Source organism: Yoonia sp. JB2-21, from assembly GCF_055693545.1.
Genome location: NZ_JBVFUC010000001.1, coordinates 3632353 through 3648216, shown reverse-complemented (window position 1 = coordinate 3648216; position 15864 = coordinate 3632353). Strand labels below are relative to the sequence as shown.

12 protein-coding genes, 1 tRNA gene and 1 pseudogene are annotated in these 15864 nt (G+C 55.6%); 6 read left to right on the top strand and 8 right to left on the bottom strand.

Annotated elements, in window-relative coordinates; genetic code table 11:
- Positions 1–18 precede the first annotated feature (18 nt).
- Positions 19–3465, bottom strand: a complete 3447-nt coding sequence (mfd, locus tag ACZ1G5_RS18405; protein ID WP_472734211.1) for a transcription-repair coupling factor — start codon at positions 3463–3465, stop codon at positions 19–21.
- 38 nt (positions 3466–3503) lie between these two features.
- Entirely contained in the window at positions 3504–4028 is a 525-nt protein-coding gene (locus tag ACZ1G5_RS18400; protein ID WP_472734210.1) for a hypothetical protein, read from the bottom strand.
- A gap of 129 nt (positions 4029–4157) precedes the next feature.
- Here ACZ1G5_RS18400 and hemB point away from each other — a divergent pair, with 129 nt between their 5' ends.
- The gene (gene hemB / locus ACZ1G5_RS18395) at positions 4158–5156 is read left to right on the top strand and encodes a porphobilinogen synthase (protein WP_472734209.1); all 999 of its coding nucleotides are present in this window, start codon (positions 4158–4160) and stop codon (positions 5154–5156) included.
- A gap of 31 nt (positions 5157–5187) precedes the next feature.
- Here the strand turns inward: hemB and ACZ1G5_RS18390 are convergent, their stop codons facing one another.
- Together ACZ1G5_RS18390 and ACZ1G5_RS18385 are read right to left on the bottom strand one after the other, a co-directional pair.
- Positions 5188–5436, bottom strand: a complete 249-nt coding sequence (locus ACZ1G5_RS18390) for a hypothetical protein (RefSeq protein WP_472734208.1) — start codon at positions 5434–5436, stop codon at positions 5188–5190.
- A gap of 1 nt (position 5437) precedes the next feature.
- A complete protein-coding gene (locus ACZ1G5_RS18385) occupies positions 5438–5812 on the bottom strand; it encodes a hypothetical protein (RefSeq protein WP_472734207.1) in 375 nt (124 codons plus the stop codon).
- A 173-nt stretch (positions 5813–5985) separates the two neighbouring features.
- Here ACZ1G5_RS18385 and ACZ1G5_RS18380 point away from each other — a divergent pair, with 173 nt between their 5' ends.
- The 3 genes from ACZ1G5_RS18380 to ACZ1G5_RS18370 all read left to right on the top strand — a co-directional run bounded on the left by ACZ1G5_RS18380 (position 5986) and on the right by ACZ1G5_RS18370 (position 8221).
- Positions 5986–6240: a hypothetical protein gene (locus ACZ1G5_RS18380; RefSeq protein ID WP_472734206.1), complete on the top strand. Its 255-nt coding sequence runs from the start codon at positions 5986–5988 to the stop codon at positions 6238–6240.
- A 109-nt stretch (positions 6241–6349) separates the two neighbouring features.
- Positions 6350–7492, top strand: a complete 1143-nt coding sequence (locus ACZ1G5_RS18375) for a sugar-transfer associated ATP-grasp domain-containing protein (protein WP_472734205.1) — start codon at positions 6350–6352, stop codon at positions 7490–7492.
- Between the two features lie 171 nt (positions 7493–7663).
- The gene (locus ACZ1G5_RS18370; RefSeq protein WP_472734204.1) at positions 7664–8221 is read left to right on the top strand and encodes a lipid-binding SYLF domain-containing protein; all 558 of its coding nucleotides are present in this window, start codon (positions 7664–7666) and stop codon (positions 8219–8221) included.
- Here the strand turns inward: ACZ1G5_RS18370 and ACZ1G5_RS18365 are convergent.
- On the bottom strand, positions 8218–10629 hold the full coding sequence (locus ACZ1G5_RS18365; RefSeq protein WP_472734203.1) for a GcvT family protein: 2412 nt from the start codon (positions 10627–10629) through the stop codon (positions 8218–8220). The genes ACZ1G5_RS18370 and ACZ1G5_RS18365 overlap by 4 nt on opposite strands.
- 144 nt (positions 10630–10773) lie before the next feature.
- Here ACZ1G5_RS18365 and ACZ1G5_RS18360 point away from each other — a divergent pair.
- Both ACZ1G5_RS18360 and ACZ1G5_RS18355 read left to right on the top strand, forming a co-directional pair.
- A pseudogene (locus tag ACZ1G5_RS18360) lies at positions 10774–13181 on the top strand (GcvT family protein).
- On the top strand, positions 13159–13767 hold the full coding sequence (locus ACZ1G5_RS18355) for a nucleotidyltransferase family protein (RefSeq protein WP_472734202.1): 609 nt from the start codon (positions 13159–13161) through the stop codon (positions 13765–13767). The pseudogene ACZ1G5_RS18360 and the gene ACZ1G5_RS18355 overlap by 23 nt, the downstream one beginning before the upstream one ends.
- Here ACZ1G5_RS18355 and ACZ1G5_RS18350 read toward each other — a convergent pair.
- The 3 genes from ACZ1G5_RS18350 to ypfJ all read right to left on the bottom strand — a co-directional run bounded on the left by ACZ1G5_RS18350 (position 13757) and on the right by ypfJ (position 15818).
- Positions 13757–14527 carry a Hint domain-containing protein gene (locus ACZ1G5_RS18350; protein ID WP_472734201.1) on the bottom strand — a complete coding sequence of 257 codons (771 nt, stop codon included), beginning with the start codon at positions 14525–14527 and terminating at the stop codon, positions 13757–13759. The genes ACZ1G5_RS18355 and ACZ1G5_RS18350 overlap by 11 nt on opposite strands.
- A 301-nt stretch (positions 14528–14828) precedes the next feature.
- Positions 14829–14914: transfer RNA gene (locus ACZ1G5_RS18345), tRNA-Leu, on the bottom strand.
- Between the two features lie 49 nt (positions 14915–14963).
- Positions 14964–15818: a KPN_02809 family neutral zinc metallopeptidase gene (ypfJ, locus tag ACZ1G5_RS18340; protein ID WP_472734200.1), complete on the bottom strand. Its 855-nt coding sequence runs from the start codon at positions 15816–15818 to the stop codon at positions 14964–14966.
- Positions 15819–15864: the final 46 nt, after the last annotated feature.

Sequence of the window (15864 nt, the reverse complement as noted above, 5' to 3'; positions counted from 1 at the left end):
GGTTCGCGCGTCGGCGCCCTAACCCGCCTTCTTCTTTTCTTCCGCGAGTTTCTGGGCAAGATCTCTGGCGATGTTAAACGCGCCTTGAATTTTGTCGCGCTCCTTCGCCCAATCGCGTCGCACGACGATCTTGTTGTCTTTGATTTTGGCCATGCCGTTTTGGGCATGCACAAATTCCACCAACCCTTTGGGCGAGGCGAATTTATCGTTGTGAAACTGGATCGTTGCGCCCTTCGGCCCTGCATCCAGCTTGGCGATCCCAGCGCGCTTGCACATGGCCTTGATGCGGACAACCAACATCAAGGTGTTCACCTCGCGTGGCAATTTGCCAAAACGGTCAATCAGTTCCGCTGCGAAACCTTCCAGTTCAACCTTGGTTGTCAGCTCTGACAGGCGACGATACAGCCCCAGCCGCACGTCCAGATCAGGGACATAATCTTCTGGGATCAAGACCGGCACACCCAAATTGATTTGTGGCGCCCATTGCCCGTCATCAATGATCCCTTCGGCCTGACCCGAGCGGATAGCCGCGATCTGATCTTCCAGCATTTGCTGGTAGAGTTCATAACCCACTTCGCGCATCTGCCCGGATTGCTCCTCGCCCAACAGATTGCCCGCACCGCGAATATCAAGGTCTTGGCTGGCCAAGGTGAACCCGGCCCCGAGCGTATCAATAGACCCCAGCACACGCAGACGCTTTTGTGCGGTATCCGTTAGTTTCTGGCGTGGTTTTGTCGTGAGATAGGCATAGGCGCGGGTCTTGGAGCGGCCCACCCTGCCCCGAATTTGGTACAATTGGCTGAGGCCGAACATATCCGCACGCCAGACAATCATTGTGTTGGCCGTCGGAATATCCAGACCGCTTTCAACGATGGTGGTGGCCAACAACACATCATATTTGCCATCGTAGAAGGCGTTCATCCGGTCATCGAGCTCGCCGGCTGCCATCTGCCCAGTTGCGGAGATGTAGGAGACTTCCGGCACCTCGCGTTTGAGGAAATCCTCCATCTCTGCCATGTCGGAAATGCGCGGCACCACAACAAAGGATTGCCCGCCGCGATAGTGTTCACGCAGTAACGCCTCCCGCACTGTGATGGTGTCAAATTCACTGACATATGTGCGGATCGCCAACCGGTCGATGGGTGGTGTGCCGATGATGGATAGGTCGCGTACGCCCGAAAGTGACAGTTGCAATGTTCGGGGGATGGGCGTTGCCGTCAGCGTCAGGACATGCACATCGGTGCGCAACTGTTTCAGACGCTCCTTATGCTGCACCCCAAATTTTTGTTCTTCATCAATGACCAACAGACCAAGGTTCTTGAACCGGACGCCCTTTGCCAGCAAAGCGTGGGTGCCAACGACGATATCGACCGTTCCTTTGGTGATTCCATCCCGTGTCAGATTGGCATCTTTGGTTGATACGAAACGTGACAGTGGCGCGACGTTGACGGGAAAGCCCCGGAAGCGTTCCGCAAAGTTCTGATAGTGTTGCCGGGCCAGAAGCGTTGTCGGCGCAATGATCGCCACCTGCACACCGCAAAGTGCTGCGATAAATGCAGCGCGGATCGCGACCTCTGTTTTACCAAAACCCACATCGCCGCAGATCAACCGGTCCATTGGCTTGCCTGAGGCCAAATCGGCCAGCACGTCCTCTATCGCAGAAAGCTGATCGTCGGTTTCGACATAGGGGAAACGCGCAAGAAACTGATCCCAGAGCCCATCTGGCGGGTCCAGCGCCGGTGCTGTGCGCAACTCACGTTCGGCGGCCACACGGATCAGACGTTCCGCGATCTGGCGGATGCGTTCCTTCAGCTTTGCCTTCTTCGCCTGCCATGCGCCGCCGCCCAACTTGTCGAGCAGACCCGTCTCGTGACCGTATTTCGACAACAGTTCGATATTCTCTACCGGTAGGTAAAGCTTTGATTCCTCGGCATATTCCAACAGAAGACATTCATGTGCCGCACCCAAGGCGGTCACGACTTCCATACCCGTATAGCGTCCGACACCATGATCGACGTGCACCACCAGATCTCCTGGGCTGAGGCTGTTGGCTTCACTGAGGAAGTTTTCAGCGCGTCGCTTACGTTTGGTTTGCCGGATCAGCCGGTCACCGAGGACGTCCTGTTCGGAGATAACCGTCAGCCCCGGGGCCTCAAACCCATGATCAAGCGGCCAGACAGCCAAATGCAAGCCTCGCTTGCCAACGCGGCTGAAGTCCGAGACCGCGATGGTCTCTGATATGCCTTCATCTTCAATCAGCCCTTCTAGACGTTCCCGCGCACCTTCGGAGTATGACGCAATAACGACCGGACCATCATGTAGCTTCACTTTCACATGATCGGCCAAGGCGCTGAAAAGGCTGATATGTTCCTGCTGTCGTTCAGGTGAAAAATTGCGCCCGATCCGCCCGCCGGCATCAATGACACCCGGGCCGGTTGCTTGTTTCAGCGGCGAAAACTGCATGACGCGCCGGTCCGTCATCGCGGCCTCCCAAGCCGCATCGTCAAGATACAGCAATTCGGGTGGCGCAGGTTTGTAGACGCTGTCCATCCGCCCTTTTTGGCTAAGCGCATGCATGCGGGTGCCATATTGATCGGCGATGCTGTCCCACCGCGCAATGCGCATCGGTGTCATCTGATCATCAAGCGTGACCGTCGCGGCGGGCAGATAGTCAAACAGCGTTTCCAGATCATCCTGAAAGAAGCCCAGCCAATGTTCAACGCCGGCATGTTTACGCCCTGCAGAGACCGCCTCATAAAGCGGATCATCAGTACCGGCGGCACCAAACTCCAAGCGGTAGTTCTGCCGGAAACGGGTGATCGCGGCCTCGTCCAGAACCACCTCGGAGACTGGTGCAAGTTCCACTTCGGTCAATTTTTCTGTCGTGCGTTGGGTCGCCGGGTCAAAGCGCCGCGCGCCGTCCAGAACATCACCAAAAAGATCCAGACGCACCGGACCGCTTTGCCCCGGTGGGTAGATATCAATGATACCCCCGCGAATGGCGTAGTCGCCCGGTTCCATGACCGTGGGGCTTTGGGCAAAACCCATGCGGACAAGGAAGTGGCGCAGCGCATCTTCATCCATGCGGTGCCCTACTGTCGCCTTAAAGGCGGCGCCGCGCAGCATGCCACGAGCGGGCACGCGTTGGCTTGCAGCGGACAGCGAAGTCAGCAGGACGAACCGATCCGGCATGCCATGCACCAGACCCGCGAGCGTGGCCATGCGCGTGGCTGAGATGTCGGTGTTCGGCGACACCCTGTCATATGGCAGGCAATCCCATGCTGGAAACACGAAGACGGGCACATCAGGGGCGAAGAACGCCAATGCGGCTTGCATGGCGGCCAGCCGCTTGTCATCACGCGCGACATGCAAGACCGGCGCGCCCTTACCAAGCTCAGCCAGGACGAGTTGCGCGTCATAGCCTTCGGGCGCACCGCTGACGGTAAGATGTTTGGGATCAGCCATGACGCTGACCTACTTGGCGCATGTCTCGTGTCAACCGCTTACCAGAATTGTGTTGCCGAAATTGCTGTGTACATGCCGTACATCGCCGTGAAAAACAGCGATACCATCGCAACAATCTGCGTCCACAGACGCACGATAAACAGACGTCGCACCAGATCTTTGCCGTATAGTGGCGCGTCATGCAGTTGATGTGCCAATCGCATATTGATGACAACGATCAAAGTGAGCGGAGCAGTCAATATAAACAGCCCCTTAGCAAGCTCCAGATCGTAGTAAAAACTCAGCAATGCCAACACGCTGAGGCCGAACCCGATAAGACCTGTGATCGCCATACCAAAGACTGCGTTCGTCGCAACGATACGTCTGATATTTATGTCGACCAGATTTTCCAGATCGGCAATCTCTTGGGGTGCGCATTTGCGCGCGCGAAATAACATATCAAACGGCACGCCGATCAACCAGTTGCTGGCAATGGCCCATGTGACGATGACTGCCAGCCAATACCACACACTCGTAAAGGTGTTGAGCGCGATCAGCCGCGCGATTGCTTCGGTCCAGTCCAAGCCTGTGGTTCCGTTGATGATTGTCTTCCTGCCGCGGAACCTAGCGCGCGCGCGCTGGGTTGCCCAGCCTTGTGATGACGCAAAATACATGCCACCAAGAATTCATTGCTTATTGATGGGCCTTTGAACATGAAACCAACCCTTGCCCCCTTCCCCGCGACCCGATTGCGACGGATGCGCCAAAGTCCCGCACTGCGCGCCTTGGCACGTCAAAACACGCTCACTGTGGATGATCTGATTTGGCCCGTCTTTGTGATGGACGGCAAAGATGAGGAAACGCCGGTTGCATCAATGCCCGGGGTGGTCCGGCGGACTGTTGATCGGGTCGCTGTGGCAGCAAAAGAAGCGCAATCGCTCGGGATCCCCGCGATCTGTATCTTTCCCTACACCGGAATGGACGCCCGCACCGAAGATTGCGCAATGGCATGGGACCCAAATAATCTGACCAATCAGGCGATCCGCGCGATCAAGGATGTGGCCCCGGATATCGCGGTGATGACCGACATTGCGCTTGATCCTTACAACATCAATGGCCATGACGGATTTGTTGAAAATGGTGAGATCGTGAATGATCGGACCGTCGATGCGCTTGTAAAGATGGCTTTGGCGCAAGCAGAGGCTGGAGCCGATATTCTTGGGCCGTCGGACATGATGGACGGCCGCATCGGGGCGATCCGACATGCGTTGGAAGCCAGCGGGCATCAGAATGTCACCATCCTGAGCTATACTGCGAAATATGCCTCCAGCTTTTATGGCCCGTTCCGCGATGCTGTCGGGGCATCATCTGCACTGACGGGCGACAAAAACACCTATCAGATGGATCCAGGTAACAGCGATGAGGCATTGCGCCTTGTTGAGAGGGACTTGCGCGAAGGTGCGGATATGATCATGGTCAAGCCCGGCATGCCCTATCTTGATATTTGCCGTCGCGTAAAGGATGCCTTCGGTGTGCCGACATATGCCTATCAGGTCAGCGGCGAGTACGCGATGTTGCAGGCCGCTGCGCAGAACGGCTGGCTGGACGGTGAAAAGGTCATGATGGAAAGCTTGCTAGCGTTCAAACGCGCCGGATGTGATGGAATCCTGACATATTTCGCGCCCGCAGCGGCACGCATTCTGAACGGTTAGTTTGATCTAACTTTGGCTGAGCGGTTTCGGCCTAAGCCGCCGCAGGCTTCAGCTTGTCCATGATTGATTTGGCGGTGGACTGATCGCGTGACACAGGTGGGATGTCTTGGTCATACGCGGCTTTGATCAGCTGAAGAAGGTCCGCGCCAGGTTGCCAACCATTGGGTGTCTCTTCTACGACGGGCAGTTTCAGAATACCCGTGGTGAAATTCAAATGTGTCAAGATGCACTGCGCCAATGCAATGCGCTCAACCGCATACGCCTTGAGACGGCTCTGCATGTCATAAACACCTAGAACTCATGACAATGGCGCCTTGGTCGTCGTAAATGAACCTTCGAAACTGCGACGCCCCTTGTTTTTTGAGACTCTGGGCCAGCTGGATCGTGCGAACTGTTTCATTGAGACCCAGTTGCAGCTCTGCAAGCTCTTCCCAGCCGTTCACGAAAACAAAAAGGCTGTTGGGCACGTCGGTGGCCCCAGCGCCAACGCGTTGATGACCGCTCCAACCACAGACCTGTTCAAGAGCGTCTTCGAGCGCTGCCCTCTGACGTTCTTGGGTGCCAATCACGTTCATGCAAATGGGAACACTCCAACGGGCGAAATGAAATTTACCTTTCGAAGAGGTAAAGCCCTGTTTCAAAATATCTTCGTCCATCCGAGATTCCTCGTTAACCAAGTCGCGTGATATATCACACAAACACCTAGTTTTATTGCCCTTACTTGACCTAAGGGCAATGACATAGTTGACAAATGCTACTCCCGCAGTCCACTCCTAGTTGCGTGTAAGTCCATTCAGCGCGGCTGCACTGTTAGTAAAGGATAAGATTAATGCGTATGAACACCCTTATGGCAACTATTGCCGCGACCTTCGGTATGACATCTGCTTATGCTGGTGGGCTGTCTCCAGCAATTGATGAACAACCACCCATGGATGATATGGTTGCGGCACCAGCTGCACCATCGATAAACCCAACTTACATCGTTCTCGGTGTGCTTGCGGCCCTTCTGATTGGTGCAGCTGTTGCTGCAGATGATGATGACGACGACGAAGAAGAGCCAGCGCCAGCACTCGACGTCGAATAAGTCGGGCACACGAAAATTTTCGTTGGAAGGATGCATTTTTTGCATCCTTCATTTTTTTCGGACTAGAGAAATTCTGGACTATGGCTTTGCATAGGCATCGAGGGCTCATATGACCATCCTCACGATGGCGCTGCCGAACCGAGACTTGAATGTTGCCGAATATATGGATTGGGTTCAAAAGCACGGCTATCGTGATCGCGTGCGCCAACTTTTGGATTTGGTTCGGCTGGGTCGTAAATGGAATTTTAGTGCCAGCGAATACTATCTGTACGCCTTGTATGCCGCGACGGATCCGATGGCGACGGCAAAACCCTATCTATCAAAGAAGGCATCACACAAGCTGTGCCTGAGGCTGTCGCCATTTGGTCCAAACAGCCTACACGGCTTCTTTAACGACAAAGTTTTAACCGGTGGGCTATTGCGGTCTCACGGGCTTCCGACATCTGAAGATCTTGCGGTCTATCACCCTGAACGGTCCTTTGGACGGGTCAAGTGTTTGAGTTCGAAACCTGATCTGCTGGCATTTCTCCGTGACCGTCAAAATTACCCTTGTTTTGGCAAGCCACTCAACCTCTCGCGTAGCATTGGTGCGGTCAGTCTTGTTGATTTCGCTGACGGCTTTGTTGCGTTAGCTGACGGTCGATCGGTTCCTGAAGAAGGTCTGGCTGAGGAGATAATCACATATTTTTCAAACGGTTATCTTTTTCAGCGGACGCTAGTGCCCCACCATCGTCTACAAATGATTACAGGGCCAGTTGCCGCGACGCTTCGTGTCGTCACCGTGCGGCACCGGTCCGAAATTCAATGTCTGTATACGGTGCAGAAAATACCGCCTGTTGGCGCGATGACCGATGGCTTTGCCAGTAGCGGTTCTAACGCGATGTGTTGGGTCGACGAACAGACAGGTGCAATTAAGCGCGCTCAAGACATGGGGTATATGAACGTCAACGCCCTTGATAAGTCAGCCTTTGGCGACGTCGAGCTGGCGGGGTATGTACTTCCCGATGTTCCGAAGGCTGTCGCGCTGTGCAAGACCGCACATAGTTTCTTTCCGCACCATGGTATTTTGGGCTTTGATATCATCTTGTGCGAGGCGGGCCCGCTGATCAACGAAGTCAACGCATTTCCAATCCATGGGATTTTTCAACGCTCAGCCAATCAAGGGCTCATGTCACCAGAACGTACTGAAATAATCGAAATGGCCGCAAGTGAAACGGTGCGCTTGGCCGACGCTATGGTCGGCAAGTCTTAGCGCGAAGCGCGCGTACCAATCGCAGGAACTCATGCCTGACAAGCAATGTCTACCGTTGCGGGTCGGAGGTTCGTTGTGGCCTTACCACGTGACACGGCAGCGGAACTTGCTTATACCTACATGCATAAAAGGCGGAAAACGCCTTAACACAGGCAAATAGGCGGATATCACATGACAGAATTTTCACGGCGTAGCTTTGCGCTCGGCACGCTTGCGGCGACGTCACTCGCAGCATGCGGCAATGGTATCGGGGGTGCTGGCGCCGCGACCATCGATGCACGAGTTGAAAGCACATTGAACGGGATGTACACCCAATTTCCCGGCACGCGGGACCTTGCGTCGCGGGCGGCAGGTGTTTTGGTCATGCCCTTGATCACCGAAGTGGGCTTGGGGCTTGGTGGCTCCTATGGGCGCGGTGCCCTACGGGTTGGTCCTTCGACGGTAGACTACTATGCCGCTGCCTCGGGGAGTGCAGGGTTGCAGATTGGGGCGCAGCAGTTCAGCCATGTGCTGTTTTTCATGACATCAGAAGCACTGGTTGAATTCCGCAGGTCCCCCGGCTGGGCTGCGGGTGCAGATATCGAATATGCGATCAGCGAACGCAGCGAGATGTTGCGCGCTGAGACGACAACGTCGCTGTCCCCTGTTATTGCGGTGGTCTTTGGTCAAACCGGCCTGCGCATCGGAGCTACCTTGGAAGGCACCAAATACACGCGCATCATCCCTTAAGCGCGCAACCTCTTTCCGGCGGGGTCAAAGGGTGGCTCCGCCAGAACAACACCGCGATGTGGCTTGCCAAGGATCATCACATCGACGGCTGTTCCGGGTGCGACACCCCTGAGATACCCAAGTGCCAGCGACTTTTGCACGCTGTAGCCGTAAGTACCGGAGGTCACGCGGCCAACGGGTGTGCCGTCAGTCAGAAAAATGGGCTCGCCACCTGTCGCGTCCGCATTCTGAACCTGCTGCACCTCAATGACTGACAGCACCTCACGTGGCGCATTATCTTTGATTTTCAAGTAGCTGTTTTTATTCAAAAAATCCTTATCGAACTTGACTAATCCTGCCAATCCTACCTCTTGTGGCCAATATTCGGGGGAATACTCGCGGCTCCAGCTCCCATATCCTTTCTCAATCCGCAGGGACATGAGCGCGCGTGATCCGACCGGCCCTGCACCCATGGCATGTCCGGCATGGAGTAATGCCTCGTAAAGTGGCAGTTGGTCATCAACGGCACAATGCAGTTCCCAGCCAAGATCCCCAGTGAAGGAGACCCGAAGTGCGACGACGTCGATGCCGGCGATCGCGATCTTTTGTGATCGCATGAAAGGAAAGTTCTCGGTGCTGAGGTCGGTATTTGTGAGCCGTGATAGCAGCGCACGTGATTGTGGACCGGCAATGTTGAAGCCACACATAGCGTCGGTGCGGCTTTCAAATTTTGTCCCTTCGGGCAGCGGCACTTCTTTCCAGAACCGCTGGTGATACCGTTCTGCAGCACCGCCACCGATGATCATGAACTCATCCTCAGCCAGCCTTGTGACCGTGAAGTCACCCGCGATCCCACCGTTCACGCCAATCAATGGCGTCAGGCAGGACCGGCCAACGGCCGTTGGCATGGTATTGGCGAAGATAGCGTTCAGCCACTCCGCAGCCCCCGCCCCGATGCAGATATATTTCGCAAAGTTTGAGATATCGATGATGCCGGCTGTCTCGCGCAGCATTCGCGCTTCACGCCCCACCGGTTCGAACCAGTTTTGACGCGTAAACCCGTTGGTGTCTTCTGTACCCGGTACATCTGCAAACCAAAGCGGGTGTTCCCAGCCGTAGTTCAACCCAAACACCGCACCCATACTCTTTTGTAGGGTATAGGCCGGGCGGACGCGAACCGGCCTGCCAGCCGCGCGTTCTTCGTTCGGAAAATGGATTGCAAAACGTTTCGCGTATTGATCGCCGACCCTTGCCTTTGTGAATTTCGCATCAGCCCAAGGGCCAAAGCGTGCCACATCCCACGCAAACATATCATAGTCGCTTTCGCCGTTGATGATCCATTGCGCCGCCATCAACCCCATGCCGCCCGATTGGCTGAACCCCGGAATAATGCCGTTGCAGCAAAAATAATTGCGCAGATCAGGGTGCGGGCCGTATAGGACATTACTGTCCGGCGACCAGATCATCGGGCCATTGATAACCCGTTTGATGCCCGCCTCGCCGACGACTGGCACGCGATCAATCGCACGCATGATGTTGTCTTCAATGCGCTCCAGGTCGTCGGCGAACAACTCATGCCCGAAGCCTTGCGGCGTCCCGTCTTCGGCCCAGAAACGGACGTCTTTTTCGTAGGCGCCGACAAGCAACCCCTGCCCCTCTTGGCGCAGATAATACTCTCCGTCACGGTCGGCGACAGATGGCAAGCGACGGTCCATTGCCGCAATTTCGGCTATCGTTTCCGTCACGAAATACTGGTGTTCGGTTGGCAATAGCGGCAGCTCAATCCCGGCCAACCGTGCAACCTCGCGCCCCCAAAGCCCTGCGGCATTGATGATCCATTCGGTTTCAATGTTGCCGTTGGGTGTCTCAACAGTCCACGTCCCATCCGGTTTTGGCACCGTTGCTGTGACAGGCGTAAAACGGTGTATCTCTGCGCCGCGTTGCCGCGCACCGATGGCATAGGCGTTTGTCACCCCGGACGGATCGACATTGCCGCCGTCAGGTTCGAACATAATGCAACGAATGCCGTCATAGTTAACGAGGGGATGTAGGCGCTCGGCCTCTGGCCGGTCCACTTCATGAAAATTCATCCCGTAAAATTTGGCTTTTGCCGCTTGGAGCCGGAGCTGATGCTCGCGCTCTTCGGTTTGCGCCAGATAGAGTGAGCCAGGCTGAAACACACCACACGACTGGCCGGTTTCCTCTTCCAGCGCATTGTAGAGGTTCATCGTGTAATGCTGAATGCGGCTGATGTTGGTGCTGTCATGCAGGCCGTGTATATTTGCAGCTGCATGCCATGTGGACCCCGATGTTAATTCGTCGCGTTCCAAAAGAACAACATCGCTCCAACCGAGTTTCGCCAGATGGTAAAGGATCGAACAGCCAATAACGCCGCCCCCGATGACAACGGCTTGGGCATGGGTACGCATCAGGGGACCTTTCGCTTGCTGACAATTCCAGCGTCGGCAATGCTGGATGACAAGGATAGCCTCGGGGCGACACGAGATGTCGTTTCCAGAACCGCCTGACCGATTTTCGTTGGCATAGTGCCCAAAACGACAGGAGCTCATTGCATGAAAACCAACACCAGAGCCGTGATTATTGGGGGCGGCGTTGTTGGCACGTCGGTCCTCTACCACCTGACAAAGTTGGGATGGTCGGACGTAATGCTGGTCGAACGGTCGGAATTGACATCCGGATCAACCTGGCATGCGGCAGGCGGTTTCCACACGCTGAATGGCGACACCAATATGGCCGCGCTGCAGGGGTATACGATCAAGCTTTATCGCGAACTGGAAGAGATCACTGGCATGTCGTGCGGTCTGCACCATGTGGGTGGAGTGACTTTGGCGGACAATCAGGATCGTTTTGACATGCTGGTCGCAGAACGTGCAAAGCACCGGTACATGGGGCTAGAGACAGAGATTGTCGGCCCCGCAGAGATCGCAAAAATCGCACCAATTACAAATCTCGATGGGATCGTTGGCGGGCTTTATGACCCGCTGGACGGCCATCTGGACCCGTCTGGCACCACCCATGCCTACGCAAAAGCCGCGCGCATGGGCGGGGCTGTGATTGAGATCCATACCAAAGTCGTTGAAACCAACCAGCGCGCCGATGGCACGTGGGATGTCGTGACGGACAAAGGGATCATTCATGCGGAACATGTGGTTAATGCGGCCGGGCTCTGGGCACGCGAAGTTGCGGCCATGGCGGGGACCTATGTCCCGTTGCATCCGATGGAGCACCAATACATCGTCACCGACGACCTGCCCGAGATTTATGAGCGTGACGCAGAGCATCCGCATGTCATGGACCCTGCCGGCGAAAGCTATCTGCGGCAAGAAGGACGTGGTTTGTGTATCGGGTTCTATGAACAGCCCTGCCAGCCGTGGGCTGTTGACGGAACGCCCTGGGATTTCGGGCATGAGTTGTTACCCGACAACCTTGATAAAATAGAAGCGTCGATCGCGTTCGCGTATCAGCGCTTTCCTGTTCTCGAGACCGCAGGCGTCAAATCTGTTATCCACGGCCCCTTTACATTCGCCCCTGACGGAAATCCGTTGGTGGGCCCTGTGCCGGGCTTACAAAACTATTGGTCTGCTTGCGGGGTCATGGCCGGCTTCAGCCAAGGCGGCGGTGTCGGCCTGATGCTTGCGCAATGGATGACATCAGGCGAATGCGAGCGTGATGTGACCGCGATGGACGTGGGGCGTTACGGAAAGTGGATCACCCCCGGCTACACCCGGCCCAAGGTGATCGAAAATTATCAAAATCGTTTTTCTGTCAGCTATCCCAATGAAGAGCTTCCTGCGGCACGACCACATCGCACGACACCGATGTACGATATCTTCACCGACCTTGGCGCGGTCTGGGGGCATCAATTCGGGCTCGAAGTTGCCAACTATTTCGCGCAAGATGGCGACCCAACCTATGAAACGCCAACATTTCGTAGGTCAGACGCCTTTGCGGCTACCGCCCGCGAGGTGGCCGCCGTGCGTGGTGGCGTTGGAATTAACGAGGTCCACAACTTTGGCAAGTTCGCGGTCACTGGCACAGGTGCACGGGATTGGCTGGACCGGATCATGGCGGGTCGTATTCCGCAGCCTGGCCGCATGTCGCTGACGCCAATGTTGTCGCCCAAAGGCCGATTGTGGGGCGATTTCACTGTCTCCTGCCTATCGGAAACAGAGTTCCAGATCACGGCAAGCTATGGTGCGCAGGACATTCACCATCGGTGGTTTATGCACAATGCAAGAACCGATGCCGCAGTTGAAAACATCTCGGACAAACGCACCGGGTTCCAGATTGCGGGTCCGCAAGCTCGCGCACTCCTTGCAGCCTGCACGCGTGCCGACATCGGTGGTATCAAATTTATGGATGTGCGCCAGCTGACAGTCGGTCAGGTTGCCTGCATTGTGCAACGTGTCAGCTATACCGGCGATCTGGGCTATGAAATCTATTGTGACCCGGTCGATCAAAGACAACTCTGGTGGACATTGTGGCAGGCGGGTCAGCCATTTGGCCTCGCTCCGTTTGGGATGCGGGCGATGATGTCACTGCGGTTGGACAAGTTCTTTGGGTCTTGGCTGTCAGAATTTTCACCGGACTATACGGCGGCGGAAACGGGGATGGATCGCTTTATCCACTTTAACAAGAATGTCGATTTTATCGGTCGCGCTGCTGCAGAAGCAGAGCGCGCCAAGCCCCTGTCCGCATTTCAGTCGTGTTCGAAGTCGACGCCGAGGATGCCGACGTCGTGGCATATGAGCCCGTGTTCATTGATGGAAAAGTACAAGGGTTCTGCACATCTGGCGGCTATTCACATCATGCGGGGACGTCGATTGCGCTCGCCTTGATCCCGCGCGCTTTGGCGGCGGATACGCTAGAGGTCGAGATAGAAATTATGGGAAAGTTGCGCCCTGCCCGTCGCATTATGACGCCATTGTTCGATCCTGATGGCAAGGTCATGCGGTCGTGATCCCGATCCTGATCCTTGCAGCAGGCCAGTCTTCGCGGATGCGGGGGCCGACAAACTGCTGGAGGATGTCGGCGGAGAACCTTTGCTTCACCGCCAGACACGGTTGGCGGTGTCGACCGGCCATCCGGTCTTTGTCGCCTTGCCAGACGCTGCACACCCGCGCGCGCGGGTGATTAAGGACCTTCCTGCGACGCTATTGACGGTGCCGCAATCAGTGGAGGGTATGTCAGGCACCATGCGCGGTGCTATTGCACAACTACCGCAGGCCCCTGCATTTATGATTGTCCTGGCCGATCTTGTCGAATTGCGCAGTGCGGACATAAACGCGATCTTCGCGGCACGTGTCGCCAACCCGGATTATGTGATCTGGCGCGGTGCAACAAACGATGGAGCCCCGGGGCATCCGGTTATCTTTGACGCCAGTATAAGGCCCAAATTTGACGCGCTCAGTGGCGATGGTGGCGGTGAAGACCTAGTGAAACCGTTCAAAAATCAGACCTATTTGCAGCGTTTGCCCGATCAGCGCGCGCGCCTTGATCTGGATACGCCGGAAGACTGGGCCGCATGGCGCAATCTTAGCCGGTAAACAACAGCTTTGCTTCGCGCTTTTTGAGCGTTCGTCGTGCTGCACCGTATGCCGCAACTCCTTCAGGGGTTTCGAGTTCGGGGAACAGTTGAAACAATTCTGTGCGTTGATCGGCATCAAAGCCTTTGAGATTGAAATCCGCAGGCTGAAAGCTTTCGCTCCAAGCGCCGTCTGCCAGAACGATCTCGTGGTTGTCGCACATGAAATGGATGTAGGTAATATAGGGCTGGTTGGATATCTCGACCCCGTCCATCGCGATCATATGCTTGGCGCTGATCAGCACCTCGGACTGGCCAAAATAAAGTTCAGCGTAGTTCGAGACAATCAACATCCGATGGCTTGGTGAAACCAGCATGTCACGTTCTGGAAGTCCGTCACCCAGTGACCGCGCTTTGATCAGTATTGGTCGTAGCTGCGGGATTGCCTTCAGCTGGGTATGGTCCAGCCGCTTTTGCGCGATCCAATTGATCGTTTGAATCCCGTTATCACGGGTCAGGACCCGATCACCGACTTTGAGTGCCTCAACGGCGACCTCACCTTTCGGTGTCGCGATTGCTGTGCCCGGCGTGAAACAGGGAACCACACGATCAATCTGTGCTAAGGGCAAGGTAGCGCCATCGGTAAAACTGATTACACCGGCATCTGCATCATCGCTATCGGGTGTGACGAAGTCGATGTCTGCCCCGAGCACATTCAACCGCTCAAGTCGCGTTCTTGCCTGACGGCTGGCTGACGCCTGATGAGATGTGCGCTTCTTCATTCCCACTCAGCTACGGACATTCTAGTCATATCTATTCAGCCGTTCTTTTCTTCTGTGCATGTGTCGATACACACCTACTTGATCTATTTGGCCTCGCAAGGCGACCTTTGCATACTTGTATAAAGCATGCGCTAACTATTTCGATACAACCGACCTCTAATTTTGCAAGGGGAAAGCTGCGTTATAAGTGCCGCTGGCCACGTCCAGATCACTTACAACGGCTTGATTGGCCACAAACTGCGCTTTTACGGAACGGTGGTGCGTCTTGATCAGAGGATCGAAACAGGTTTGGAAAAACCTGTGGTGCCGATGGAGAGACTCGAACTCTCACGATATTGCTATCGGGGGATTTTGAATCCCCTGCGTCTACCATTCCGCCACATCGGCAACAGCGCATCTCCTAATGTGCATGCCAAGGCGCGTCAATCGCGATTTGCTACAAACGGTTTGTCGAAAATGTATCGCAGTCCGTCAGGTTCCCGCTTTCGAAGCCACGGCGGAACCAACGCTGCCGCTGTTCGCTGGTCCCATGTGTGAATGTATGTGGTCTGACACGCTGTCCTGCGTTGCGCTGAAGTGTATCATCGCCAATCTGCGCGGCTGCATTGAGCGCCTCGGCGATGTCGCCGCGTTCAAGGCTGTTGAACCGCTGTTGGGCGGCCCGCGCCCAAATCCCGGAAAAACAATCAGCCTGAAGTTCAACCCTTACGGACATCGCGTTCGAGTCTGCTTCGCTCATCTGTGAGCGGAGTTGGTTCACCTGTCCCAGAATTCCCAGTTCGTTTTGAACGTGATGTGCGATCTCATGTGCAACGACATAGGCCGCAGCGAAATCGCCAGCTGCGCCCAAGCGGTTTTCAAGGGTGACAAAGAATTCGGTATCAAGAAACGCCTTACGTTCCGGCGGGCAATAGAATGGTCCGGTTGCCGCTGACGCTCCACCACATGCCGAACGTGTTTGTCCTTTGAATAAGACAAGCGTTGGCGCTTGATAGGGTTCTCCGACCTGTCGCGCGAAAATATCGGCCCAAACCTCTTCGGTGTCTGCCAGCGTGACCGAGACGAATTGCGCTGCGCGTTCATCTGCGGGTGTAATCTCTGTCGATCCGCTGCTTTGTACGGACCCGCCACCGCCTAGATCGACGAACTGGCTTGTGTCAACACCGAAATAGAGCCCGGCAAGCAAGATGAGCACCCCTGCGATGCCGCCGATGCCCCCTGCCCGGCGCGTGCCGCCACGCCGCCGCCTGTCTTCGATATTGCTACTACCGCGTCTGCCCTGCCACTTCATCGTCTGTCCCCACACAAGAATAGCGATCAGTTTAAGCGCAATAGTC

Excerpts from the sequence above, each read along its gene's own strand:
- mfd (WP_472734211.1), bottom strand. The coding sequence starts at position 3,465 with ATGGCTGATCCCAAACATCTTACCGTCAGCGGTGCGCCCGAAGGCTAT.
- hemB (WP_472734209.1), top strand. The coding sequence starts at position 4,158 with ATGAAACCAACCCTTGCCCCCTTCCCCGCGACCCGATTGCGACGGATG.
- ACZ1G5_RS18390 (WP_472734208.1), bottom strand. The coding sequence starts at position 5,436 with ATGCAGAGCCGTCTCAAGGCGTATGCGGTTGAGCGCATTGCATTGGCG.
- ACZ1G5_RS18385 (WP_472734207.1), bottom strand. The coding sequence starts at position 5,812 with ATGGACGAAGATATTTTGAAACAGGGCTTTACCTCTTCGAAAGGTAAA.
- ACZ1G5_RS18380 (WP_472734206.1), top strand. The coding sequence starts at position 5,986 with ATGCGTATGAACACCCTTATGGCAACTATTGCCGCGACCTTCGGTATG.
- ACZ1G5_RS18375 (WP_472734205.1), top strand. The coding sequence starts at position 6,350 with ATGACCATCCTCACGATGGCGCTGCCGAACCGAGACTTGAATGTTGCC.
- ACZ1G5_RS18370 (WP_472734204.1), top strand. The coding sequence starts at position 7,664 with ATGACAGAATTTTCACGGCGTAGCTTTGCGCTCGGCACGCTTGCGGCG.
- ACZ1G5_RS18365 (WP_472734203.1), bottom strand. The coding sequence starts at position 10,629 with ATGCGTACCCATGCCCAAGCCGTTGTCATCGGGGGCGGCGTTATTGGC.
- ACZ1G5_RS18355 (WP_472734202.1), top strand. The coding sequence starts at position 13,159 with ATGGCAAGGTCATGCGGTCGTGATCCCGATCCTGATCCTTGCAGCAGG.
- ACZ1G5_RS18350 (WP_472734201.1), bottom strand. The coding sequence starts at position 14,527 with ATGAAGAAGCGCACATCTCATCAGGCGTCAGCCAGCCGTCAGGCAAGA.
- ypfJ (WP_472734200.1), bottom strand. The coding sequence starts at position 15,818 with ATGAAGTGGCAGGGCAGACGCGGTAGTAGCAATATCGAAGACAGGCGG.